Annotated in this window: 23 protein-coding genes; 10 read left to right on the plus strand and 13 right to left on the minus strand. The window is 72.8% G+C overall.

Going from position 1 to position 21,946, the window contains the following annotated elements:
• Positions 1-117 precede the first annotated feature (117 nt).
• Positions 118-966, plus strand: a complete 849-nt coding sequence (locus IW256_RS13040) for an LLM class F420-dependent oxidoreductase (protein ID WP_197011211.1) — start codon at positions 118-120, stop codon at positions 964-966.
• Positions 967-1,222: 256 nt separating this feature from the next.
• On the opposite strand, the gene IW256_RS13045 is transcribed toward IW256_RS13040, so the two are convergent.
• Both IW256_RS13045 and IW256_RS13050 read right to left on the minus strand, forming a co-directional pair.
• Entirely contained in the window at positions 1,223-1,417 is a 195-nt protein-coding gene (locus tag IW256_RS13045; RefSeq protein WP_197011212.1) for a DUF397 domain-containing protein, read from the minus strand.
• Positions 1,414-2,271, minus strand: a complete 858-nt coding sequence (locus IW256_RS13050; protein WP_197011213.1) for a helix-turn-helix domain-containing protein — start codon at positions 2,269-2,271, stop codon at positions 1,414-1,416. The genes IW256_RS13045 and IW256_RS13050 overlap by 4 nt, the downstream gene beginning before the upstream one ends.
• A 151-nt stretch (positions 2,272-2,422) precedes the next feature.
• Here IW256_RS13050 and IW256_RS13055 point away from each other — a divergent pair, with 151 nt between their 5' ends.
• The 4 genes from IW256_RS13055 to IW256_RS13070 all read left to right on the plus strand — a co-directional run bounded on the left by IW256_RS13055 (position 2,423) and on the right by IW256_RS13070 (position 4,548).
• Complete coding sequence (locus tag IW256_RS13055) at positions 2,423-2,680, plus strand: hypothetical protein (RefSeq protein ID WP_197011214.1); 258 nt, start codon at positions 2,423-2,425, stop codon at positions 2,678-2,680.
• Positions 2,677-3,099 (plus strand): ATP-binding protein, encoded by a 423-nt coding sequence (locus IW256_RS13060; protein WP_197011215.1) that lies wholly within the window; start codon positions 2,677-2,679, stop codon positions 3,097-3,099. Before IW256_RS13055 ends, IW256_RS13060 begins: the two co-directional genes overlap by 4 nt.
• A gap of 252 nt (positions 3,100-3,351) precedes the next feature.
• On the plus strand, positions 3,352-4,005 hold the full coding sequence (locus IW256_RS13065; protein ID WP_307828875.1) for a DedA family protein: 654 nt from the start codon (positions 3,352-3,354) through the stop codon (positions 4,003-4,005).
• 33 nt (positions 4,006-4,038) lie between these two features.
• The gene (locus IW256_RS13070) at positions 4,039-4,548 is read left to right on the plus strand and encodes a GNAT family N-acetyltransferase (RefSeq protein ID WP_197011216.1); all 510 of its coding nucleotides are present in this window, start codon (positions 4,039-4,041) and stop codon (positions 4,546-4,548) included.
• Positions 4,549-4,581: 33 nt separating this feature from the next.
• On the opposite strand, the gene IW256_RS13075 is transcribed toward IW256_RS13070, so the two are convergent.
• A complete protein-coding gene (locus IW256_RS13075; protein WP_197011217.1) occupies positions 4,582-5,340 on the minus strand; it encodes a TetR family transcriptional regulator in 759 nt (252 codons plus the stop codon).
• A gap of 141 nt (positions 5,341-5,481) precedes the next feature.
• Between IW256_RS13075 and IW256_RS13080 the strand changes: the two genes are divergently transcribed.
• Both IW256_RS13080 and IW256_RS13085 read left to right on the plus strand, forming a co-directional pair.
• The gene (locus tag IW256_RS13080) at positions 5,482-6,420 is read left to right on the plus strand and encodes an ABC transporter ATP-binding protein (RefSeq protein WP_197011218.1); all 939 of its coding nucleotides are present in this window, start codon (positions 5,482-5,484) and stop codon (positions 6,418-6,420) included.
• Positions 6,417-8,045, plus strand: a complete 1,629-nt coding sequence (locus IW256_RS13085; protein ID WP_197011219.1) for an ABC transporter permease — start codon at positions 6,417-6,419, stop codon at positions 8,043-8,045. Before IW256_RS13080 ends, IW256_RS13085 begins: the two co-directional genes overlap by 4 nt.
• On the opposite strand, the gene IW256_RS13090 is transcribed toward IW256_RS13085, so the two are convergent.
• From IW256_RS13090 to IW256_RS13100, 3 genes are all read right to left on the minus strand, one after another.
• Positions 8,011-8,667 (minus strand): DUF4126 domain-containing protein, encoded by a 657-nt coding sequence (locus IW256_RS13090; RefSeq protein WP_197011220.1) that lies wholly within the window; start codon positions 8,665-8,667, stop codon positions 8,011-8,013. The two genes, IW256_RS13085 and IW256_RS13090, sit on opposite strands and share 35 nt — an antisense overlap.
• A 147-nt stretch (positions 8,668-8,814) precedes the next feature.
• Entirely contained in the window at positions 8,815-9,441 is a 627-nt protein-coding gene (locus tag IW256_RS13095) for a hypothetical protein (RefSeq protein WP_197011221.1), read from the minus strand.
• Positions 9,438-9,788, minus strand: a complete 351-nt coding sequence (locus IW256_RS13100) for a hypothetical protein (protein WP_197011222.1) — start codon at positions 9,786-9,788, stop codon at positions 9,438-9,440. Before IW256_RS13100 ends, IW256_RS13095 begins: the two co-directional genes overlap by 4 nt.
• 411 nt (positions 9,789-10,199) lie before the next feature.
• Between IW256_RS13100 and IW256_RS13105 the strand changes: the two genes are divergently transcribed.
• Together IW256_RS13105 and IW256_RS13110 are read left to right on the plus strand one after the other, a co-directional pair.
• Positions 10,200-11,279: a hypothetical protein gene (locus IW256_RS13105; protein ID WP_197011223.1), complete on the plus strand. Its 1,080-nt coding sequence runs from the start codon at positions 10,200-10,202 to the stop codon at positions 11,277-11,279.
• Between the two features lie 112 nt (positions 11,280-11,391).
• On the plus strand, positions 11,392-12,426 hold the full coding sequence (locus IW256_RS13110; protein WP_197011224.1) for an SGNH/GDSL hydrolase family protein: 1,035 nt from the start codon (positions 11,392-11,394) through the stop codon (positions 12,424-12,426).
• An 18-nt stretch (positions 12,427-12,444) separates the two neighbouring features.
• Here the strand turns inward: IW256_RS13110 and IW256_RS13115 are convergent, their stop codons facing one another.
• The 5 genes from IW256_RS13115 to IW256_RS13135 all read right to left on the minus strand — a co-directional run bounded on the left by IW256_RS13115 (position 12,445) and on the right by IW256_RS13135 (position 19,477).
• Positions 12,445-15,315 carry an ABC transporter substrate-binding protein gene (locus IW256_RS13115; RefSeq protein WP_197011225.1) on the minus strand — a complete coding sequence of 957 codons (2,871 nt, stop codon included), beginning with the start codon at positions 15,313-15,315 and terminating at the stop codon, positions 12,445-12,447.
• A gap of 283 nt (positions 15,316-15,598) precedes the next feature.
• Complete coding sequence (locus IW256_RS13120) at positions 15,599-16,747, minus strand: NAD(P)H-dependent flavin oxidoreductase (protein WP_197011226.1); 1,149 nt, start codon at positions 16,745-16,747, stop codon at positions 15,599-15,601.
• Between the two features lie 53 nt (positions 16,748-16,800).
• Positions 16,801-17,202 (minus strand): Zn-ribbon domain-containing OB-fold protein, encoded by a 402-nt coding sequence (locus IW256_RS13125; protein WP_197016287.1) that lies wholly within the window; start codon positions 17,200-17,202, stop codon positions 16,801-16,803.
• A gap of 12 nt (positions 17,203-17,214) precedes the next feature.
• On the minus strand, positions 17,215-18,393 hold the full coding sequence (locus IW256_RS13130) for a thiolase family protein (protein ID WP_197011227.1): 1,179 nt from the start codon (positions 18,391-18,393) through the stop codon (positions 17,215-17,217).
• Positions 18,394-18,508: 115 nt separating this feature from the next.
• Positions 18,509-19,477 (minus strand): GlxA family transcriptional regulator, encoded by a 969-nt coding sequence (locus IW256_RS13135; RefSeq protein ID WP_197011228.1) that lies wholly within the window; start codon positions 19,475-19,477, stop codon positions 18,509-18,511.
• 148 nt (positions 19,478-19,625) lie between these two features.
• On the opposite strand from IW256_RS13135, the gene IW256_RS13140 reads away from it, so the two are divergent.
• On the plus strand, positions 19,626-20,309 hold the full coding sequence (locus IW256_RS13140; RefSeq protein WP_197011229.1) for an HD domain-containing protein: 684 nt from the start codon (positions 19,626-19,628) through the stop codon (positions 20,307-20,309).
• A gap of 108 nt (positions 20,310-20,417) precedes the next feature.
• On the opposite strand, the gene ehuA is transcribed toward IW256_RS13140, so the two are convergent.
• Both ehuA and ehuD read right to left on the minus strand, forming a co-directional pair.
• Positions 20,418-21,305 carry an ectoine/hydroxyectoine ABC transporter ATP-binding protein EhuA gene (gene ehuA, locus IW256_RS13145; protein ID WP_197011230.1) on the minus strand — a complete coding sequence of 296 codons (888 nt, stop codon included), beginning with the start codon at positions 21,303-21,305 and terminating at the stop codon, positions 20,418-20,420.
• Positions 21,292-21,945 (minus strand): ectoine/hydroxyectoine ABC transporter permease subunit EhuD, encoded by a 654-nt coding sequence (gene ehuD, locus IW256_RS13150; RefSeq protein ID WP_197011231.1) that lies wholly within the window; start codon positions 21,943-21,945, stop codon positions 21,292-21,294. Before ehuD ends, ehuA begins: the two co-directional genes overlap by 14 nt.
• Between the last annotated feature and the right edge of the window lies 1 nt (position 21,946).

Raw genomic sequence — 21,946 nt, forward strand, 5'->3', positions numbered from 1 at the left:
CGCTGGTCGTAAGCCGAACCGGGCTCTTGGCGGCCCCCGTCAGGCGCGTCAGGCTCGTTCCCGCCCCGGCCGACTCGGGGCGTACGACCAAGAAACCCGCTATCGGAAGGCGCCGTGATGAAGTTCGGTGTGAGCACGTTCATGACCGACGAAGGGCTCGGACCGGCGGAACTGGCCCGGGCTCTGGAGGAGCGGGGGCTCGACTCGCTCTTCGTGGCCGAGCACACCCACATCCCGGTGAGCGCCGCGAACCTGCCCGACGATGATCTCCCTCCGCGTGACTACTACCGGGCGGCCGACCCCTTCGTGACGCTCGCCGTCGCGGCGACCGTGACCGAACGGCTCATCGTGGGCACCGGGATCGCCCTGGCCGTCCAGCGGGACCCGATCACGCTCGCCAAGCAGGCGGCCACCCTGGACCAGGTCTCGGGAGGCCGTTTCCAGCTCGGGGTCGGCGCGGGCTGGATCCGGGAGGAGATGCGCAACCACGGCACCGACCCGAGGACGCGCATGGCCCTGATGCGGGAGCGGATGCTCGCGGTGAAGGAGATCTGGACCAACGAGAGGGCCGAGTTCCACGGCGAGTTCGTCGACTTCGACCCGATCTTCTCCTGGCCGAAGCCGGTGCAGTCGCCGCACCTGCCGATCCTGGTCGGCGGCAACGGCCCCACCGTCTTCGACCGGGTCCTCGAATACGGCGACGGCTGGGCGCCCAACCTCCTCGGCACCCCTGAGGAACTGCTGGACCAGGTGGCTGAGCTGCAGAAAAGGGCCGCCGAACGGGGCCGGGGACCGATTCCGGTGACCCTGATCGGGGCCCGGCTGGACGAACGCGAACTCGCGAAGCTGGCCGAGGGCGGCATCCGGCACTGCACGTTCTACCGGGACGCCGCCGCCCCGGAGGCCGAGGCGCTGCGCTACCTCGACAAGGTGGTGGCGCTCACCGAGAAGTTCCGAGACCACTGAACCCGGCCGCCGGCCGCCGGGCGCCCGGAGATCGCCCCCGTCCGCCCCGGCCCCATAGGCGTCCCGACAAGGTACGAGCACACGTTGACTTGCGGCGAGTTGCTGTGTCGGGGTGCGTCCGGGACGACAACTCGCCGCAAGTCAACCGATGGCCGCGGGGCCCGATCCTCTCCGCGCTCGGAGGAACTGCTGGACCGGGCGGTGGAACCGCTGAGAGGGGCCGCCCAGCGGGCTGGTGGCTTGTGTCTCTGGCAGGTCAGCGCGATTTCAGTTCGTCCCTTAGAGCGCGCCACATGGTGGGAGAGAGGGTGATGACGGGGCCCTTGGGGTCTTTGGAGTCCCGCAGGGCTACCGAGTTGCCCACTCCGGTCACTTCCACGCACTCTCCAGACAGGCTGCCGCTGTGGCTGCTTTTCCGCCACCGTGCGTTGGGGGGAGTCAGTTCACTCATAGATCCGAGAGTATTCGTTGAAGCATCGTTCGGGAATCGGCGTCGTTGAGCGCCGTCTTGCTGATGTGGGCGAACTTTGAGAGGTAAAAGGTGACATCCGAATCCTCTTCAAGAATCCAGCGCCCGGTCAAGTGATCTATGAGGACAGCGCTGAGGATGGCCGGACAGCCGATTTCCAGGATCTGGAAGGGGCCGACGTATGTGGGGTCGGTCTCGCACTCGAAAGGGAGAACCTGGAGAGTGACGTTCTCGCGATGAGAGTTCTCGAGGAGATGCGTGAGCTGGTCGTGCATCACTCGCCGCCCTCCACGTACGCGTCTCAGTGCGGCCTCGTCCACGATGATCCGAAGACGCGGTGCATCAGGGCGGTGTAGCGTTCGCTGCTGCCTTGCCAGGCGGAATGCCAGGTAGCCGTCTGCTTTGGTGGCCTCTTCGCCGACCAGGCCGGCGCGGATGACCGAGCGGGCGTAGCTCTCGGTTTGCATCAAGCCGGGAATCACCCCGATCTCCGCGAGAGCGATCATGCTCGCCGAGTTTTCCAGGGACGCGATGTCGAGGGCTTCCCTGGACACTGTTTCCCTGAATTCCTCGAGCCCGCAGTGCTGCTGCTGTTGGGCGGCGAGCGTCATCAGCGCACGGTGAGTAACCGGCTCGACTTCGTACACGTCGAGGATGTGCTTGAGGTCCCGCAGCCGTAGTTGTTGCTCTCCTTTCTCGATCAGACTGAGCGACGATCCCGATCGTTCGATCATTCGTCCGGCTGTCTTGAGCGTGTAGCCCGCGTCCACGCGAATGCGCCGCAGTGTTCGGCCGATCTTGCGTAGGCGAGCGGTCGAGGGAGGGGCTTTCGACATGTAGTCATCCTGTCACCGAGTGGAGTCAGTTGGCATGGATGGCGGCGACGCTTGAAATCCAAGGACTGGACCTCGCGGGCACTCCCTGCGGTGTTGTCTCGATCACGGAGTGCGATGAGTCTTGCGGGCATGGATCGAGGAAGGGGAGGCGATGGCGCCCAGCGAGATGCGGTACGCGCTCCTGGCCGGACTGGCGTGGCGACTGTGGACGGTCTCGCTGGGCTGCTGGCTGGTGTTCCCGGAGAGGGCGGAGCCGGTGCTGTTCGTGCGGTGCCGCGACCGGCGCCGGGATCCGGTGCTCGCGGTGGAACGCGGGCAGACCTGGCTGCTGCTCTGGCGGGGCCTGGAGCTGAACGCGTCAGGGCTGGACGAGGCCGCGCGCCGGATCGCCGCCGGGGGAGCCCCGTGAACGGTGGCCGGGTCGTGATCGCCTCGCTCACCCTGCCCGGTACGGAGCGCGCCGCCGTCCAGGCGCGGGCGTTCGTGCGGGGCGCCCTCGGTCCCGGGCATCCGTCGCTCGACGACGTGCGGACGTGCGTGAACGAGGCGTTCACCAACGCGGTCGAGCACACCGGCTCGGGACGGGGCGGGAAGGTCGGGCTGCTCCTGCTCGCGGCCGGAGCGGAGATCATCGCCGAGGTGGCCGACGACGGGGCCGGCGGGGCGGGGCCGTTCCTGCGGGACGAGCCGCTGGCGGAGAACGGCCGCGGGCTGTGGATGATCGACGCGCTCGCCCTCGGCTGGGGCGTCCGCCGGGACGGCGCGCGCACGGTGGTGTGGATGCGCTTCCCCGGCCCGCCGCCTTCGGGAGCGGCCGTCCCCGCATAGCGTCGGGGCCGGGCGAGGGTGCCATCGCAGGAATCTGCACCTTCTGGGCCTTTCGTACACCCCTGCCCCCTTCTTGCGGGTGATTTCCGGGACGACGAGGTCACACCTGGGGGCCAGACGAGATGGCCCTGTGGCAGGGTGACCGGCCGCCGCGTGCCGCTTAGCGTTCTTGGAGACACGGAACCCGTGCGTTCGCCCTGGTGGGAGCCGCGCCGGGGGCGGGTGCGAGGGGCTGGACGGCGGGGGCACGGGGTGGACTGGATCATTGACGGCGTCCGGGCGGTGGGGGAGTTGCCCTTCGCCGTCCTGCTGCTGGTGGCGGGGCTGCTGGCGTTCGCCGAGTCCGGGCTCGGGGTCGGCACGATCGTGCCGGGCGAGACCGCGGTACTGGTCCTGGGCGCCTCGGCCGCCGAACCGGCCCGGTTCGCGATGATGCTGCTCGTGGTGGGGCTGGGCGTGACGGCGGGTGACCATGTCGGCTACCTGGTGGGGCGGCGGTACGGCTCGCGCCTGGGGCGGACGAAGGTGGTGCGCAGGCTGGGGGAGCGGCACTGGGAACGGGCGACGGCCGCGCTCAACCGGCACGGGGCGGCCGCGGTGTTCCTCACCCGGCTCGTCCCGGTCGTGCGCACCCTCACCCCGGCGGCGGCCGGGGCGTCGCGGCTGCCCTACGGCCGCTTCCTGCCCGCCTCGCTCCTCGGGTCGCTCATCTGGGCCGGCGTGTACGTGGGGCTCGGCGCGTTCGCCGGGGCCTCGGCTGCGCGGTTGGAACGGGTCATCGGCACCGCCGCCTGGGGCGTGGCGGCCCTGCTGGTCGTCGCGGTGGTCGCGGTCGTGGTGGTCCGGCGCCGGCGCGCGGCCCGGTCCGGGGACGGCGTGGAGCCCGTGCCCGCGAAATGCGGCTGAGACGGGGACGCCGAGGGACGTACGATCTCGCCCATGGAAGCCGGATCGCGTACCGCTCGTGCGGCGGACCTGCCGTCGCTGCCGGGGATCGAGGAGTCGGCCGACGGATTGTTCGCCCCGCTGGGGATCGTCTTCCCGCCGGGGCCGACGGTGATCGAGACGATGATCGAGGAGGGCGCCGACATCCTCGTGGCCGGTGACCCTCCGGTGGGGTTCGCCGCCGTACGGGAGGTGGACGGGGCCGCCCACCTGGAGCAGATCGCCGTCCGGGCCGACCAGGTGCGGAAGGGGATCGGGAGCCGGCTGCTCGCCGGGGTGCTGGCGCGGGCCGCCGAGGCGGGGTCGCCCGGGGTCTCGCTGCTCACGTTCCGGGACGTCCCGTGGAACGGGCCCTGGTACGCGGCGCGCGGTTTCGAGGAACTGCCCGAGGAACGGTGGGGGCCGGGCCTGCGGGGCCACTGGGAGGCCGAGGTCCAGGCCGGGCTGCACGACCTGGGGCCGCGGGTGGTCATGTGGGCGCCGGTGCGGCCTTCCGTCTCATAATCGTCGCACAATCTGTCTCATAAACGTCGCGAATCAGGACGGGGCGTCGTCGTCGAGGTGGCGGTAGACGGTGGCGCGCGACACGCCCAGCCGGGCGGCGATGTCGCCGACGCTGTGGGCGCCGGTCGCGTACATCTCCCGGGCCCGCGCCGCCTTGGCGGCGTCCATGACGCTGGGACGCCCAGCGCGGCGGCGTGCCGGGCGCGCGGGAGCGGGTGCCGGGGCGGCCCTGCCGAACTGCGCCTCCACCCCGTCGATCAGCGCCCACACGCCGGCCAGGATCTCCGCGCGGAGCCGTTCGACCGGCAGGTCGTCGAAGAACATCACCGGATCGCTCAGCATCGCGAAGATCTGCACCCCCCGGATGCGGACGGTCACGTCCTCCTCCGGACCCGAGAACACCTTGTGGCTGCGCTGGACGAGGGCGACCAGCCGGCGGAACGAGTGGTCGTGCGACAGCAGCGTGAGGTCGTGCAAGAGCAGGCGCAGCACCCTGCGGTGCCGGATGTAGACGTCGAGGGTGCCCTCGATCAGGTCCCGGCGCGCCCGGGCCAGGTCCTCCTCGGCCTCGGCCGCGACGATCACCTCCTCCAGGTCCTCCGTGAGCGGCTCGCACAGCGTCGCCAGCAGGATGGCCTTGGAGGGGAAGTGGTAGAAGACCGTGGGCTTGGTGATCTCCAGCCGGGTGGCGATCTCCTGCATCGAGGTGTTCGTGTAACCGCGCTCGGCGAACAGGTCCAGCGCTGTCCTCAGGATCCGCGCCCGGGTGTCCGCGGACTTCTTGTCGTCCACCCGTCCACCCTAGGACGGCGCTCCCCGGGTTGGCCCGACCGATGGTCGTCCCTTAGCCTGTTGTCCTGACCGACGGTCAGTCTCTGGGGCTTTCCCGGGGCTTCGACGACCGCGCACGAGGGCGAGGACGGGGCCATCGCTATGAGCGACGCGATCCGCATTTCCCAACTGACCAAGAGCTTCGGCGACGTCCGGGCGCTCGACCGGCTGGACCTGACCGTCCGGACCGGCGAGGTGCACGGGTTCCTCGGGCCCAACGGCGCCGGCAAGTCCACCACCATCCGGGTCCTGCTCGGGCTGCTGCGCCGCGACTCCGGCGAGGTGCGCCTGCTCGGCGGCGACCCCTGGCGCGACGCCGTGGCGCTGCACCGCCACCTCGCCTACGTCCCCGGCGACGTCAACCTGTGGGGCGACCTGTCCGGAGGTGAGGCGATCGACCTGTTCGGGTCCCTGCGCGGCGGGCTCGACCGCGGCAGGCGCGACGCGCTGGTCGAACGCTTCCGGCTCGACCCGGCCAAGAAGTGCCGCACCTACTCCAAGGGCAACCGGCAGAAGGTCGCGCTGGTCGCGGCCTTCGCCTCCGACGTGGAGCTGTACGTCCTCGACGAGCCGACCTCCGGGCTCGACCCGCTGATGGAGGCGGTCTTCCAGGACTGCGTCGCCGAGGCCAAGCGGGCCGGGCGCAGCGTCCTGCTCTCCAGCCACATCCTCGCCGAGGTCGAACGGCTCTGCGACCGGGTGTCGATCATCCGCGAGGGCCGGACGGTGGAGTCGGGCACGCTGGACGAGCTGCGCCACCTGACCCGCACCACGATCACCGTGGAGACCGAGCGGCCCCCCACCGGGCTGGAAGAGATCACCGGCGTGCACGGGCTGAGCGCGGACGGGAACACGGCGAGCTTCGAGGTCGAGTCCGGCGCGCTCGCGGAGGTGCACCGGCACCTGGCCGGGCTCGGGGTCCGCGCGCTCACCAGCAACCCGCCCACCCTGGAGGAACTGTTCATGCGGCACTACGGCGACCGGCCCTCCGGCGACGAGTCCGGGCAGGACGCCGGGAGCCGGGTGGAGGCCGCCCGATGAGCGGGCGCCTCGTGACGTTCACCGGCACCCGCCGGCTCGCCCGGCTGGCGCTGCGCCGTGACCGCGTCCGGCTCCCGCTGTGGCTGCTGGGGATGACCGCGGTCACGGGCGGGAGCGCCGCCGGCATCGAGGGCCTCTACCCGACCGAACGCGAGCAGGCCGCCTACGTGCGGTCGAACGCCGCCAGCGCCGTCTCCCGGGTGTTCAACGGCATCGTCCCCGAGGTGGGCACGGGCGGCATCGTGATCGCCGAGACCTTCACCATCGTCGCCGTGCTGGCGGCGCTGATGAGCGTGTTCACGGTGGTCCGGCACACCCGGGCCAACGAGGAGACCGGCCGCACCGAGATGATCGGCTCGGCCGCCGTGGGACGGCACGCCGGGCTGGCCGCCGCGCTGCTCGTCACGGCCGGCGCCCACCTGCTGCTGGCGTTCCTGCTGGCCGGCGCGCTGGCCGCCGCGGGACTGCCGGTGACCGGTTCGCTGGCGGCCGGCGCCGCCATCGGCGCGGCCGGGGTGGTGTTCGCCGGGGTCGCCGCGGTGACCGCGCAGATCGCCGAGAGCGCGCGGGCGGCGAGCGGCGTCGCCGCGGCCGTCCTCGGCCTGGCCTTCCTCCTCCGCGCCGCCGGGGACGGGCTCGCCACGCCCGGCGAGGACATGCGGGTCGACAGCCTGTGGCCGTCCTGGCTCTCGCCCATCGGCTGGGCGCAGCGCGTCCGCCCGTACGGCGGTGACGACTGGTGGCCGCTGGCGCTGCACGCCCTGCTCTTCGCGGTGCTGGTCCGGGCCGCGTTCGCGCTCACCGACCACCGCGACGTGGGCACCGGGATGCTGCCGGTGCGCCGCGGCCCCGCCGAGGCGGCGCGCGGCCTGCTCAGCCCGCTCGGGCTGGCCTGGCGGCTGCAGCGCGGCGTCCTGTACGGCTGGGCGGCGGGCATGCTGATCGTGGGCCTGGCGCTGGGCGCCGTCGGGGACCAGGCCGAGGAGGTGCTGGGGGGCAGCGACCGGCTGGAGGAGATGATGGGCCGGCTGGCCGGCGGCGGCGATCTGGTCGACGTCTACTTCACGGCGATGATGGGCCTGATCGCCGTGATCGCCGCCGGGTACACCGTGCAGGCGCTGCTGCGGATGCGCGACGAGGAGACCGGGCCGCTGGAGGCGGTGCTGGCCACGGCCGTGAGCCGGCCCCGCTGGATGCTCGCCCACATCCTCTGCGCCACGTTCGGCACCGCGGTCCTCCTGCTGGTCATCGGCCTGGGCAACGGCCTCGCCTACGCGGCGGCGGCCGGTTCGCTGGAGAAGGTGCCGTCCCTGGCGGGCGCCGCGATGGTGCGGCTGCCCGCGACCATGGCGCTGGCCGGGTTCGTGGTCGCGGTGATCGGGCTGCTGCCGCGCCTGGCGGTCGCCCTCTCCTGGGCCGCCCTGGGCGGCTGCCTCGTGATCGGGCAGCTCGGCCCGATCCTGGAACTGCCGCGGCCGGTCATGAACCTCTCGCCGTTCAGCCACACGCCGTCGCTGCCCTCGGCCGATCTCGCGGTGACGCCCGTGGCGGTGCTGGCGGGGGTCGCGCTCCTGCTCACCGCGGCCGGGGTCATGCTCTTCCGCCGCCGCGACCTGGCGTTCTGAACCATCGGCGGCCCGGCGCGTCCGGCGCCTCCGGCGCGCCGGGGGCCGCCGCGGCCGTCCGCTTTCGCCGCTTCCGGAGGCGCCGCAGGCGGACGGCCGCGTAGGCGAGCAGGACCAGCCCGGCCAGGGCGACCACGGGGGCGAGGACGGCCAGCAGGCTCATGCCGAGGGAGACGGTGTCCTCGGCGGCGCTGACCACGGGCGCGCCCGTGCCCAGGGTGCCCGCGTTGACGACCGGGCGCAGGGACGCCTTGGTCAGATGGACGGCGAGCGCGGACGCGATGCCCAGCGCCCAGCCGAGCCAGGGGACGTCCGACAGAGCCGCGTCCAGCCGCCCGGCGGCCTCGGCGGCGGCGAAGACGGCGCCGCCCGAGGCCGGGCGGATCACCGTCTGCACCATGTCGTTGACGCTGTCGACGACGGGCACCTTGTCCAGGACGATCTCGGCGGCCAGCAGGAGGGCCAGGACCGCCAGGACCCGGCCGTCGGTGAGCCAGCCGAACTCGGCGGGCAGCCTGACCAGGTCGGTGTACCGGCCGAGCAGCCCGACCACCAGCACCGGGATGTAGGCGTTCAGGCCCGCCGCGGCCGACAGGCCCAGGCCGGTCAGTACCGCGAGCATGCTCCCCCCGGGGACGAGATGGGACGGCGGGGCACGGCGCGTTCCCGCCGGTGCCCAGCATCCCGCACCCGAGATCGGCCGGCCGCCGGAACAGCCAAATGATCTACAACGTAAAGGCGCCGGCCGGTTCGCGCCGGTCCGCGCGCTCTAATGCTTGGGCGGGGTCCAGATCCAGCCGCGGGTGCGGGTCTCCTTGCAGGAGATGCGCTGCGACACGTAGGCGTCGGGATTGATGAGGCCGCCTCCTTCGGTGGCGTCGGTGTACATCCGGTCGGACACGATCATGGCCAGGTCGTCGACGACGTCGTCGGCGAACCGCTTGAAGGCCGGCGCGTCCAGGAGCCGGAACAGATGGACCAGGGCCGGGCCGGCGACGCCGTGGTCGTCGCGGTGGACGCGTCCGGTGTGGACGGCCAGGCGCAGCCTGAGCCTGGTGGCGGGCCCGGCGAGCCGGTTGTAGCGGCGCAGCACCAGGTTGAGGTGGCTGGCGAAGGGGTCCAGCAGATGGTCGGCGGCGACCTCCGGCGGGACGATGAACAGGGCGCCGTCGCCGCGGTCCTCGTGGTGGCAGAACGACCAGGGCACGCGGGTGATGCGGCAGGCCTCGGCGATCAGCCCGTACATCTCGCGGCGCAGCAGCAGCTGGGTCCGCGCGTCCCGGCGGGCGCCGAACCTGCAGATGTCGACGGCGGCCAGGGTGGTGGTCACGGGCGAGGTCCGGTTCAGGAAGTGCCGGTCGCCGGACGGCCGGTCGTAGGCGGCGGGATGGCTCACGCGGACGGCTCCGCCCGCGCGGCCGGGCCCGTGCCGGGCTCGGAACGGGATCCCGGCCGGGGCCCGCCGGGGACGTCGGCGGGGACGTCGGCGGGGTCGCACCAGTACTCGATCAGCTCCTCCTCGGTCATCTCGACCGGGGCGACGGGCGGGGCGGGGCGGGCGGTGTGCAGTTCCCACGTGGAGACCAGCAGGAACAGCAGCAGGTCGTCGTCGCTGAACCGGGTGGTCGCGGCCGGGACGGTCTGCGCGCCGAGCACGGTGCGGTGCCGGCCGGCCGGGCGGCGGCCGGGACGGCGTTCCGGGCGGCGGTCCGGGTGGGACGGCGCCGGTGTGCGTACGGACATCGGTGTGCTCCTTCGGGAGATCGTCGGATCGAACGATCACCAGTACGCCAGAGCCGCCCGCTTCCGGTCACAAGAAACACCCATGCGGAAGTACTCGGAACACCACACCAAAACACCTGGCATCCCATTAATCGGACACTTGGCCCCATTGATCTACTTTCGATGGCGAATCTCGTTCTGCTACTGACGGGTTTCGTGTCACGTGACACAAAGATCGATCGCGGCCGGGTCCTGGCCGCTCCAGGATGTTCCGGATCGCTCCGACCAAGGACGATGCTCATTGGTCAGGGGCCATATGACCGGTAGTCCAGAACATGTGGAATCGCTAGATTCGTTACACGCAAACCGCGTCGCAGTGACATCATTCTCACCACCCATAACGATCTACGGTGAGAATCCGGATGTGAGGTCGTGACCACCATGGTGATCTTTCCTTCGCGCGGCGACGACGCGCTGGACGAGTTCGTGCGGCTGCTCGACCGCTTCAAGCTCGCCTGCTGTGTGCCCAGCAACCGGGAGCTGGTCAAGCTGGCTCCCCATGTCGGCGCCAAGCACAAGCACCTCCGGCTCTGCCATCTGTCGGCGCCGGCCCTCAGTGACGTGCTGTCCCGCAAGCGGCACCGGCCGCCACGGTGGGAGTGGGTGGCGACCTATGTGCTGACCTGCCTGCACGTGCACGAGGGATCCGGGGCCGAGCTGAACTTCGACGGGCCCAGGAGCCTGCAGGGCTGGTACGAGCTCTACCAGGAGAAGTTCGGGGACCCGCACGCCTCCGGCGGGCGGGCGCGGGCCCCCATGGACGGGCCGGTCCCCGCGTCTCCGGTCGGGCCTTCCGGGCCTCCCGGACACCCGGAAGGCCCGGTCCCGCCCCTGCCGGCCTCCCGCGTCCTGCACTGGCAGGACCTCCACGACGCGGCGCTGGAGGACTGGATGCACCGGTTCCGCCGCCAGCACTCCATGACACACCGCAGGTACTACGAGTTGCTGGGGCGGCACGGCGTCGACCTGCTGATGGCGGCCGAAGGCGCCGCCCGCGACCGCGAGGCCGCCTGCCGGCTCGGCATCCTGCTGCTGTGCCACGACCGCCCCAACGAGGGGATGGCGTGGCTGCGGTCGGCGGCCGGGGACGGCGACGAGCCCGCCCGGATCCTGGTCAACGCGGCCCCGAGCCGGCGCCGGGAGATGGCCGCCGAGCTGGCGTACGAGTTCACCCTTCCCGGCTACGCCCAGGAGCACCCCACGGGGGACGGCCGCCCCACCGCCGCCGAGGTCTACTACCGGGCGGCCGCCGCGGCCGGGCACATGGGCGCCACGGTCCGCCTGGGGCTCATCCTGGAGGCCCGCGGCGAGATCGCCGAGGCGCTGTGCGCCTACGCCCGGGCGGCGGCGCGCTGCCACCCCGACGGCCTGCGCCACTGCGAGCGCCTGAACGACCAGATCATCCGGGACCCGAGCGTGCTGCGCCCCGAAGACCTGCCGCCGGAGTCATGACGCGGCGCGCCCGCGCGTTCCCCGCCGTCCTCCCATCAAGGAATCTACAACGTAAAGGCGGGAACCCGGGGCCGGCCCGGAACGTCTCCTACAGGGCGAGGAGAGGAGCGGTATGTCGATCCCGCGCATCCGGCTCGGGCAGCGGGGCCGGGCCGTCGCCGTGCTGGTCGTGCTGCTCGCGGTGGGGATCACACCGCTGGTCGCGCTGCCCGCCGTACGGTGCGAGCTGTTCGGGAGCGGCTGTCCCACGCCGGTGCGGGCCGCCAAGGCCGACCCGGCCGAGGCGCCCGAGCGGCGGGCGCTCACCCCGCTGGAGGCGGCCACCCAGGGGACGTACGTGGCGCTCGGCGACTCCTACTCCTCAGGTCTCGGCGCCGAGGCGACCGTGGCCGACCAGAACCCCCTGGAACGGTGCCAGCGCACCTCCAGGGCCTACTACCACCAGGTGGCCAGGTCCTTCCCGTTCAAGGCCAGCGCGTTCTGGGCCTGCTCGGGGGCGACCACCCGCCAGGTCATCACCGGCAAGTCGGGGGAGCCGCCCCAGCTCGACCGGATCGACGCGAACACCAGCCTGATCACGATCAGCATCGGTGGCAACGACGTCGGGTTCTCCCGGGTGCTGGCCGGCTGCGTGATCAAGCTGCCCTGGGCCCGTGCCTGCTCCGAGCAGGGCCGGGACGTGGCCACCCGCATGGCCGAGCTGCGCCGGTCGCTGCCCGACCTGTACACCAGGATCACCGCGAAGGCGCCGCGGGCACGGGTGATCGTGATGGGCTACCCGCGCGCGTTCTCCGAGGTGGACGGCGCGTCCGGCGACAACATCTCGGTGGCCGACCAGCGGTGGCTGAACGCGCGGGCGCGGGAGCTGAACGAGGTCATCCGGGAGACGGTGGCCGAGGCCGACGAGCGCGTCGCGGCGACCCGCGGCGCGGGCAGCGTCGAGTTCGCCGACGCCTACAGCACCTTCGCCGGGCACGAGGTCGGCAGCGCCGAGCCGTACATGAACGGGCTGGCGATCAGCGTCTCGTCGCTGGCCGCCGAGCCCCGCAGCTTCCACCCGACGGTCAAGGGCCACGAGGCGCTGGCCCGCCTGTTCACCGAGCAGATCAGGAAGGGCCCCGGCCGTCCCCTCCAGCAGTACCGCTGACGCCGGTACCGCCGAGGCTCAGGCCGGGCAGGGGCGCAACCCGGGTACGGGCAGGCCGCCGCCGAGCCGCCCACAGACCGGTTCGGACACGACCTCGCCGCCGGAGGAGGTGACCCTGAGCAGGGTCAGGCCCCGGGTGCCCTGGCCGGCCGCGGGCGGTTTCGCGGCGGTGAGGTCGATGTTGCCGGTCGCGCCGTCGTACAGCTTCACCCGGGGCAGCTCGGTCAGCACGGTGCCGGAGGTCACCGCGCTGCCGCCGGGGACCCGGCCGGCGGCCGGGCGGTCGAGCCCGAGGTCGTGGAACGCCTGCTGCGCGGCCTGTGCCAGCACGCCCAGGGCGTCGTAGGCGAGCGCCATCTGCCCGTCCGCCAGCAGCTCGTCGTCCCCCCGGAGCGGGGGCGCGCCGATGCCGAGCCGGTCGCGGGCCTGCTGGAAGAACGGCCTGCTCTGGTCGCGGGCGATCAGGTGCGGCAGGTGGACGAAGGCGGTGTGGTACACCTCGATGCTCTCGGGCAGCCCGATCTTGCCGGGCCCGGACCCGAACCGGTTCTTGGTGACGTCGTCGCCGGCCACGAGGGTGAGCCGCCGCTGGGTGCAGCCGCCCGTCTTGAGGCCCTCCAGCAGGCCCCACAGGTCCTCGGCGCGGCCCGCGAAGTACACCAGGGTGAACGGCTCTCCGGGGGACGCGCACGCCCTGGACACCTTGCCGGGGATGTCGCCGGTGCCCTCGTACCGGACGGGCTGGGACGGGCGGGGCAGGACCCGCTCGGCGTCGGCGGCGATCTCGGGACTGTAGGCGTCGCCGGACGGGCCGGGCTCCCGGGAGACGATCATCGTGCGGCCCTTCGCGGCGCCGCCGAACGCGGCCCGGGACGCCGCGACCTCCTCGCGGTTGGTGGCGGCCAGCGAGTGGAAGTGGTCCAGCCGGGGCAGCTCGTTGGAGGAGTTGACGGTGCTGATGATGGGGAGCCCGGCGGCGTGGAGCCGCCGGACGGCCTCCTGGGAGGGCCGGGTGTTGCGGCCCATGCCGACGATGCCGATGACCGTGGGGTCCTTGCGGGCGATCTTGAGGATCTGGGCGGTCGCGGCCTGCGACAGGGTCATGTCCTGCCCGGTGTTGACCGGCAGCAGCCGGATCTGGAGCGGGTTCCGGGCCTGCCCCGGCCGTTGCCGCTCGTTGTTGCGCAGCTGCGCGAGGTGGGCGCCGGCCAGTTCCTTGACGCTGGTGACGGTGAGGTCGTACTCGTCCTTGCGGGTGGTGAACACGCCCGCGTGGAGGACGGTGACGTAGGGCAGGCCGCCGCCGATGACCCGCCGGTTCTCCTCGTCGATCATGGCCTGGAGGCCGGCCAGGGTCGGCCCGCGGCTCCGGTCGCCGGGGTCGTGCAGCTCGCCGTCCAGGCCGATGCTCCGCCCGTTCCGCTCGAACCGGACGCCGCGGGTGGCGACCCCCACGCATTCCCTGGTGCCGTCGGCGTTGGTGTGCAGGCGGGTGTCGGCGTTCCAGGAGAAGGGCAGCCCGACCGAGCAGTACCGGGACCGCAGCTCGGCGTGGACGAGGCTGGTGACCACGATGAACGCGACGACGTACACCAGCAGGCCGCGCCATGACCACGCCCACGTCCAGCGGGGGCGGCGCCGGGGCCGCGTCCTGGGGGCCGGCTCGGTACGGGGTCCGTCGACGACGGGCAGCCGCAGCAGCCAGGGGAGGGGGACGTGGCGGCTGGGGCCCTGGGAGGTGCCGAGGGCGGCCTGCCACTGCTCGTAGCGTTCGACGGCGTCGCCCCGTTCCCGGGGTTCGGCGGGGCCGGGGATCTGGTCGCGGTGGCCGGCGTCGGCGGAGGCGACGACCAGGAGGGGGTGCAGTTCGCTGCGGCGGCTGCGGATGTCGCTCATGGCCGACAGCAGGGCGATGCCGCCGTTGCCGGCCGTGACCTTCTCCAGGAAGAGCACCGGCGGGGCGGGACGCTTGAAGCCGCGCAGGGCGGGGGAGAGCCGGCGGTAGCCGGCCCGCAGGTCCTCCAGGAACGCCAGGGTCTTCATCTGCAGCAGGAACTCGTCGGCGTCGGGGGCGGTCAGCCGGCCGAAGACCTCGTACAGGCACCGTTCCACGCCGGGACGGCCCCGGAGGCCGTCGCTGCCGTCGCCGAGGATGGTGAAGAAGGAGGAGGTGGCCAGCCAGCGGTAGCGGCTGCCGAAGCCCACGCGGGAGGCGACCGGCAGCCAGATCCGGCGGCTGAACAGCGCGGTGACCACCAGCAGGACGGCGCACAGGGAGCCGACGGCGGCCAGCAGCGCGGTCCAGTTGGTCTGCTCGGCGAAGCCGCCGACCAGCCCGCCCAGGGTCGCCACCAGGGCGGCCCCGGCCGCGGGCCACCAGGCGGGCAGGGAGCGGGGCCCGTCCTGGAAGAGGCCGGCCCGTGCGTTCCACGCCTCCAGCGCGGCGGCGCGCAGGTCCGGGGGACGTGCCGCCGAGCCGTCGCCGCGGGCGGTGCCGACCGCCTCCTCCAGGGACCTGACCAGGTCCGACCGGGGGAAGCGGAAGCGTCCGGCCCGGGTGGCGGCGCCGAGCCATGGCAGGTCTCGGGCCATCCGCTCGAGCAGCGCGCAGGCGTCCGAACCGTCCTGCTCGCCGCCGTCCCCGTCGCGGCCGGGCCGCAGGTGCAGGGCGGGCAGCCGCATCCGGGTGGCGGCGTGCCGTAACGCGTCCATGAACGCCTGCTCGTCGGTCCGGTCGTCGCCCGGTTCCAGGACGATGACCGGGAAGGGACGCATCTGCGGGCGCCAGGGGAGAGCCCGGGTCAGCCTGTCGAACAGGCCGAACAGCTCGTGTCCCGACGCGGTCCGCAGGATCTGCTCGCCGTCCTGGCCCTGTTGTTCCGCGCTCACCGTCAGCCCCTCGCTGCCGTCGGACGGGGAATCTGATCGCTTGACAGGGAAGCGTATTCACGCTTCCGCCCGGTGTCAGGGCCTTGGGGGAGCCGGCCTGCCGGAGGCTGGGGGCTGTCTCGAAGCGGCCTCAGCCACCGCGCGAGCGCGCTACCTGCCCGGTGGGGCGATGCCGGAGGCGAGCACCATCGGGCAGAACGCGAAGCGATGTCGCGGTCGCCCAGGCCCGGTCAGGTGCGAGCCCGCCAGGCGAGCGCCGTGGGCCGGGCCGGGGAAACAGAGCCTAGTCGCCGCCCGTGATGCCGTTGAGGCGGTCGAGGGCGTCGGCGAACTCCTCGATCATGTCGTAGACGACCTGGCGGGCCGGTTTGACGGTGTTCATCAGGCCGACGCACTGGCCGACGTAGTAGTTGGCCAGCTCGCGGGCGCCCGGGTTGCCGGTCGCGGCGACCTTGTCGATCTGCGCCATCGCGCCCTGGGCCAGGATCATCTGCAGCGGCATGCCCAGCGGGCCGGGGCTCGCGGGGCCGTCCCACTCGTCGGTCCAGGCCGAGCGCAGCTGGCGGGCGGGCTTGCCGGTGCGGGACCGGGAGCGGACGGTGTCGCGGGAGGTCGCGGCGAGCAGCTTGGCCTTCACCGCCGGGGAGGTCTCGGCCTCCTCGGTGGTGAGCCAGACCGATCCGCACCACACGCCGGAGGCGCCGAGGGCCAGCGCGGCGGCCATCTGGCGTCCGGTGGCGATGCCGCCCGCGGCCAGCACGGGCACGGGGGCGACGGTGTCGACCACCTCGGGGACCAGCACCATGGTGGAGATCTCGCCGGTGTGCCCGCCGGCCTCGCCGCCCTGGGCCACGATGAGGTCGACCCCGGCGGCGACCTGGCGGCGGGCGTGCTCGGCGGTGCCGACCAGGGCCGCGACCGGGATCCCGGCGGCCCTGGCCTTGTCCACCATGAGCGGCGGGGGAGTGCCGAGGGCGCTGGCGATGAGCCGGATCGGGTGGGCGAGCGACACCTCGATCAGTTCGGTGGCGCCCTCCTTGGTGACCTGGGTGCCGCCCCGGCGGTGGGTGCGCCTGGCCCGGTCCAGGTCCGGGGGCGGGACGTCGTACTTCTCGAACAGCCCGGCCAGGAACCGCCAGTGTTCGCGGGGGACGGCGGCGAGCATGGTGTCCAGGCCGCCCTCGCCGCGGCCGGCCCGTTCGGCCGACTCGTCGATCTTGCCGGGGACCAGGACGTCGACGCCGTACGGGCGGCCGTCCACGTGGTCGTCGATCCAGCGGAGTTCCTCTTCGAGGCGCTCGGGAGTGTAGGCGACCGCCCCGAGCACTCCCATCCCGCCGGCGTTGGTGACGGCGGCGACCACGTCGCGGCAGTGGCTGAAGGCCAGGAGCGGGAACTCGATTCCGAACATCTCGCAGATATCCGTGCGCATGGTTCACGCTACTGGCCCGAACGCCATTCGGTCCAGGGGGCGGCCGGGCCCGTTCAGCCCTCCGGGCCGAACAGCACGTACGACTCGCCCGCCCCGGGATGCCGGAAACGGGCCCGCAGGGGGAGCCCCTCCCGGAGGGCGGCCGGGTCGATCCCGTCGAGCCGCGCGTGCAGCCAGGGCCCCTCGGTCAGCTCCACCAGCGCCAGGAAGGCGGGCGGCGGGGCGGTCCCGTCCGCGGCGGGCCGGCCGTGCGTGACCGTCCAGGTCACCAGGGTCGCCGTGCCGGCGGCCTCGGCCCACTCCAGCTCCCCGGCGCCGCATTCCGGGCAGCCGGCCTGGTCGGGGGCGAACCAGCGGTCGCAGGCCGCGCACCGCCGGATGACCAGCCGGTCGCGCGCGGTCCCGTCGAAGAACGGGTCGGTGCGGCCGTCCCGCCGCAGAACGCCGATCTCCATGCTCGTCACGGGTCAGGCCCCCTTCGGGTGCGGGCTGAGGATCAGCGTGGAGTGGTGGTCGAGGATGCCGCCGTTGCCGCTGACCAGGATCACGTCGTTGCGTCCGGCCTGCCGTTCGCCGCCGTCGCCCCGGGCCTGGATCACCGCCTCCGACAGGGGCGTCATGCCCCACATGTAGTACGACGACAGCTGCCCGCCCCCGGTGTTGGTCGGCAGGGCGCCGCCCGGTCCGAGCGCGCCGGACGCGGCGAAGGCGCCGCCCTCGCCCTTGGCGCAGAACCCGTAGTCCTCCAGCGACACCAGGACGGTGTAGGTGTAGCAGTCGTAGAGCTGGCACTGGCTGATGTCGCCGGGGGTCACCCCGGCCATCTTCATCGCGATCGGCCCCGAGGTGAGCGCGCCGGTGGTGAGGCCGAAGTCGCTGCCCCGCTCCTTGCGGTGCCCGGGGTGCCCTTGGCCCCAGCCCCACACATGCACCGGCGGGCGGGCCAGGTCGCGCGCCCGGTCCGCCCCGGTGACGATGATCGCGACGGCGCCGTTGGACACCAGGCAGCAGTCCAGCAGGCGCAGCGGCTCGGCGACCCAGCGGGACGCCCGGTGGTCGTCGAGCGTGATGGGTTCGCGCATCTGGGCCCGCGGGTTGCCGGCCGCCCAGGCGCGGGTGGCGACCGCGATGGCGCCGAGCTGGTCGCCGGTCGTCCCGTACCGTTCCATGTGCCGCCGCGCCGCCAGCGCGTAGAACGCGTTGACGCTGCGGAAGCCGAGCGCGGCGGTCATCCCGCCGAAGCCGTACCACTCGGGGGCGTCGCGGTGGTAAGCCGAGCCCGCCGACCGCTCCGGCTTCAGCGGGGCGTCGGCGAACACGCAGGCCACGGTGGACGCGGCGCCGCTGAGGATGGACTGGGCCGCGTACGACACCATCGCGCCCGCGGTCGCGCCGAAGGAGTTGAGCTGCGACAGCAGCCGCAGGTCGCGCAGGCCGAGCGTGTCGGCCAGCTCGATCCCGGGGGAGCCGCCCATGCCGTGGCTGACCAGCAGCCCGTCCAGGTCGCCGAGCGCGAGGCCGGCGTCGGCGGCGGCCAGCCGCACCGCGTCGGCCGCCAGGCGCCGGGGGCTGCGCCCGTACACCCTGCCCAGCTCGGTCATGCCGAGTCCCGCGATGGCGGTCCCACCGCCCGTGCCCTCAGTCATCGGTCACCGCCGGACACCTCCCGTATCCCAGTCCCACCGCCACCGTACCGAATCTGATTCGGCTTCCGGTGGCCGGGCGCCCCCCGCGGGGCGCCGCGCGTTCAGTCCCGCGCGTTCAGTCGCGCTCGTCCGGGCGGGCCTGGAACGCGGTGCGGTACGACTGCGGCGAGGCGCCCACCGAACGGGCGAAGTGCGCCCGCAGGGTCACCGCCGAGCCGAACCCCGACTCGGCCGCCACGCGCTCGATGGGCAGGCCGGTGCTCTCCAGCAGGTGCTGGGCGCGCATCAGCCGGGCCCGCAGGAGCCAGCGCAGCGGGGTCGTGCCGGTCTGGGCGCGGAACCGCCGGTTCAGCGTCCGGACGCTGACGGCCGCGTGCCGCGCGATGTCCTCCAGCGTCAGCGGCCGGTGCAGGTTCGCCTCCAGCCAGGCCAGGGTCGGCTGCAGGGCCGTGCCCGCGTCCGCCGGGTCCTCGTGCCGGATGAACTGGGCCTGCCCGCCGTCGCGTTGCAGCGGCGTCACGTTGCGCCGGGCGACCCGCGCCGCGACCGCGGAGCCGTGGTCACGGCGCACCATGTGCAGGCACAGGTCGATCCCCGCGGCCACCCCGGCGGAGGTGAGCAGGTCGCCGCCGTCCACGAACAGCACCGCCGGGTCGACCTCCACGGCCGGATGGCGCTCGGCCAGCGCGCGGGCGTGGTACCAGTGCGTCGTCGCGCGCCGGCCGTCCAGCAGCCCGGTGGCCGCCAGGACGAACGCGCCGACGCAGATCGAGGCGATGCGGGCACCGCGTCCGGCCGCCTCCAGCAGCGCGTCCAGCACCTCGCCCGGCGGATCCTCCAGGAAACCGTCATGCCCGGGGATCATCACGGTGTCCGCTGTGGCGAGCGCCGGCAGCCCCCAACCGGTCCGGATCCGCATCCGCCCGACCCCGGCCGGGGTCAGGGCGCCGCCGGGCGGGGTGCACACCCGGATCTCGTACAGCGGGTCGCCGTCCTCGCCCGAGGCCATGCCGAACACCTGACCCGGCACGGCCATGTCGAAGGGGATCACTCCGTCGAGCGCGAGGACCGCGACCTGATGCATGGCCAGAACGTAGCGCACATCGGCGTTCTGGCCACTGGTGGGCCCCGGCCGTCCGGAACGACGATCGAGGGAGGCGGATCCGGCGCCGCGGCCCCCCGCCGGAGCCGGATCCTCCGCCGTCCCCGGCACCGATGTAAGGAGATCTCCCATGCACGGCCTTCCACCCCGCGAGCCGTCGATGTCCCGGCTGGTCGCGGAATTCTCCGTTCCCGACACCGAGCTGACCCGGGAGGCGTACGCGTTCGCCGCCGGCCTGGAACCGGTCGCGATGCTCAACCACAGCGTCCGGTCCTACCTGTTCGGCCGTGCCGCGGGCGAGGGGAGCGGCCTGCGCCCGGGGGCCGACTACGACGACGAGCTGCTGTTCCTGGCGGCCGTCCTGCACGACGTGGGGCTGACCGGGCGCGGCGACGGCCACCAGCGGTTCGAGGTCGACGGCGCCGACCTGGCCGCCGGGTTCCTGCGCGAACGCGGCCTGAGCGAGGAGCGCGTCGAGATCGTCTGGACCTCGATCGCGTTGCACACCAGTGCCGGGATCGCCGACCGGATGCGGCCCGAGATCGCCCTGATCTCCACGGGAACCGGCATCGACGTGGCCGGGCGGGAGGCCGGCCGCCTGCCCGGCGGGCTCGCGGACCGGGTGCACGAGGCCCTGCCGAGGCTCGCGGACGGCGGCGGGGTCCTCGAAGTGATCATCGAGCAGGCGGTGCGCGACCCGGCCAAGGCGCCCCTGGGGTCGCTGGCGTTCGAGCTGGCCCGGCAGAGCGCGCCCGGGACGCCCGTGCCCGACTGGCGCGCGCTCGTGGCCGGGGCCTGGGCCGGGGTGGCCTGAAGGCCCTGGCGGAACACCGGGACGGCACGTTCAAGGAGGGCGCGGGCGCCGGGACGGGCCCCCGCGTCCCCGGGGCGACGGGGACGCGGGGGGCCGGGCGCACGCGCCTCAGGAGGCGAGGACCGCCTGCAGGAAGTCGCGTGTGCGCTGCTCGGAGGGCTCACCGAAGATCTGGTCCGGCGGGCCCTCCTCGACGATCTGCCCCTGGTCGAACATCAGGACCCGGTCGGAGATGTCCTTGGCGAAGTGCATCTCGTGGGTCACGCACAGGATCGTCAGGTCGCTCTGCCGGGCGATGTCGCGCAGCAGGTCCTGGACGCCGACCACCAGCTCGGGGTCCAGGGCCGAGGTGACCTCGTCCAGCAGCAGGACCTTGGGCTCCATGGCCAGCGCGCGGGCGATGGCGACGCGCTGCTGCTGCCCGCCCGACAGGCGGGTCGGATGCTCCTCGGCCTTGTCGCCGAGCCCCACCATGTCCAGGAGCCTGGTCGCCCGCTCGCGCGCCTCCTCCTTGGAGAGCCCCAGGACGCGGATGGGGCCCTCGGTGAGGTTGCGCATGACGTTCATGTTGGGGAACAGGTTGAACTGCTGGAAGACCATGCCGATCTGCTTGCGCATCTCGTGCAGGTGTTTCTCGTTGGCCGGTACCAGCTTCCCGTTCTTCTCCATGTGCGACAGCGGCCGGTCGCCCACCCGGATGACCCCGCCGTCGGCCTTCTCCAAGGTCATCAGAAGGCGCAGGATGGTGGTCTTGCCCGACCCGCTGGGGCCGATGAGCGTGACCCGTTCACCCGGCTCGACGGTGAAGTCGAGCTCGCGGAGCACGACGTTGTCGCCGAAGCGCTTGACCACCTTCTCGAAGTGGATGCCCGGCGCGCCGCTCCTCTGCGGCGGCAGGTCGGCGGCGGCCGGTTCGCTCTGCGGTCCCTTGTCCACTGGTCCCCCCTGAGATTCTTCGGGAGTCGGAGCCTCGGGGGCGGCGTTAGTAGGTGGCATAGCGCCTCTCCAGGCGACGGACGATGATGGAGGACACGACGCTGACCAGTACGAACAGCAGTCCGACGACCGTGATCGGCTCCAGGAAGCGCAGCGTCTCGGTGCCGACCTTGTACGCGGCGCCGAGCAGCTCGATCACGTTGATCGCCAGCAGCAGCGGCGAGTCCTTGAACATGGCGATGAGGTAATTACCCAGTGTGGGCACGACCTTGCGGACGGCCTGCGGCAGGATCACGTCCTGCCACACCCGGCGCCGCGGGAGGTTGAGCGCGACGGTCGCCTCCCACTGCCCGCGGGGGACGTCCTCGATCCCCGCCCGGTACACCTCCGAGGTGTAGGCGGAGAAGTGCAGACCGAGCCCGATGACGCCCGCGGTGAGCGGGCCCAGCGTGAGCCCGAACGAGGGGAACACGAAGAAGATGAAGTAGAGCTGCACCAGCAGCGGCGTGCTGCGGATGAACTCGACCACCCAGCGCGTGGTCTGGCTGACGAACGGGTTGCGGGACCGCCGCAGCAGCGTCCACACCAGTCCCAGGGCCAGGGCCAGCAGGTAGCCGAGCAGCGTGGCCACGATGGTGATCCGCAGCCCGCTCAGCAGATCGGGGAGGAACTCCCCGGTGTAGTTCCAGTCCCAGCTCATG

It is taken from the genome of Actinomadura viridis (assembly GCF_015751755.1).
GTDB lineage: Bacteria > Actinomycetota > Actinomycetes > Streptosporangiales > Streptosporangiaceae > Spirillospora > Spirillospora viridis.

Excerpts from the sequence above, each read along its gene's own strand:
- IW256_RS13100 (WP_197011222.1), bottom strand. The coding sequence starts at position 9,788 with ATGTCCGTACGCACACCGGCGCCGTCCCACCCGGACCGCCGCCCGGAA.
- IW256_RS13045 (WP_197011212.1), bottom strand. The coding sequence starts at position 1,417 with ATGAGTGAACTGACTCCCCCCAACGCACGGTGGCGGAAAAGCAGCCAC.
- IW256_RS13070 (WP_197011216.1), top strand. The coding sequence starts at position 4,039 with ATGGAAGCCGGATCGCGTACCGCTCGTGCGGCGGACCTGCCGTCGCTG.
- IW256_RS13120 (WP_197011226.1), bottom strand. The coding sequence starts at position 16,747 with ATGCGCACGGATATCTGCGAGATGTTCGGAATCGAGTTCCCGCTCCTG.
- ehuD (WP_197011231.1), bottom strand. The coding sequence starts at position 21,945 with ATGAGCTGGGACTGGAACTACACCGGGGAGTTCCTCCCCGATCTGCTG.
- IW256_RS13130 (WP_197011227.1), bottom strand. The coding sequence starts at position 18,393 with ATGACTGAGGGCACGGGCGGTGGGACCGCCATCGCGGGACTCGGCATG.
- IW256_RS13055 (WP_197011214.1), top strand. The coding sequence starts at position 2,423 with ATGGCGCCCAGCGAGATGCGGTACGCGCTCCTGGCCGGACTGGCGTGG.
- ehuA (WP_197011230.1), bottom strand. The coding sequence starts at position 21,305 with ATGCCACCTACTAACGCCGCCCCCGAGGCTCCGACTCCCGAAGAATCT.
- IW256_RS13090 (WP_197011220.1), bottom strand. The coding sequence starts at position 8,667 with ATGCTCGCGGTACTGACCGGCCTGGGCCTGTCGGCCGCGGCGGGCCTG.
- IW256_RS13080 (WP_197011218.1), top strand. The coding sequence starts at position 5,482 with ATGAGCGACGCGATCCGCATTTCCCAACTGACCAAGAGCTTCGGCGAC.
- IW256_RS13040 (WP_197011211.1), top strand. The coding sequence starts at position 118 with ATGAAGTTCGGTGTGAGCACGTTCATGACCGACGAAGGGCTCGGACCG.
- IW256_RS13085 (WP_197011219.1), top strand. The coding sequence starts at position 6,417 with ATGAGCGGGCGCCTCGTGACGTTCACCGGCACCCGCCGGCTCGCCCGG.
- IW256_RS13135 (WP_197011228.1), bottom strand. The coding sequence starts at position 19,477 with ATGCATCAGGTCGCGGTCCTCGCGCTCGACGGAGTGATCCCCTTCGAC.
- IW256_RS13110 (WP_197011224.1), top strand. The coding sequence starts at position 11,392 with ATGTCGATCCCGCGCATCCGGCTCGGGCAGCGGGGCCGGGCCGTCGCC.
- IW256_RS13050 (WP_197011213.1), bottom strand. The coding sequence starts at position 2,271 with ATGTCGAAAGCCCCTCCCTCGACCGCTCGCCTACGCAAGATCGGCCGA.
- IW256_RS13125 (WP_197016287.1), bottom strand. The coding sequence starts at position 17,202 with ATGGAGATCGGCGTTCTGCGGCGGGACGGCCGCACCGACCCGTTCTTC.
- IW256_RS13140 (WP_197011229.1), top strand. The coding sequence starts at position 19,626 with ATGCACGGCCTTCCACCCCGCGAGCCGTCGATGTCCCGGCTGGTCGCG.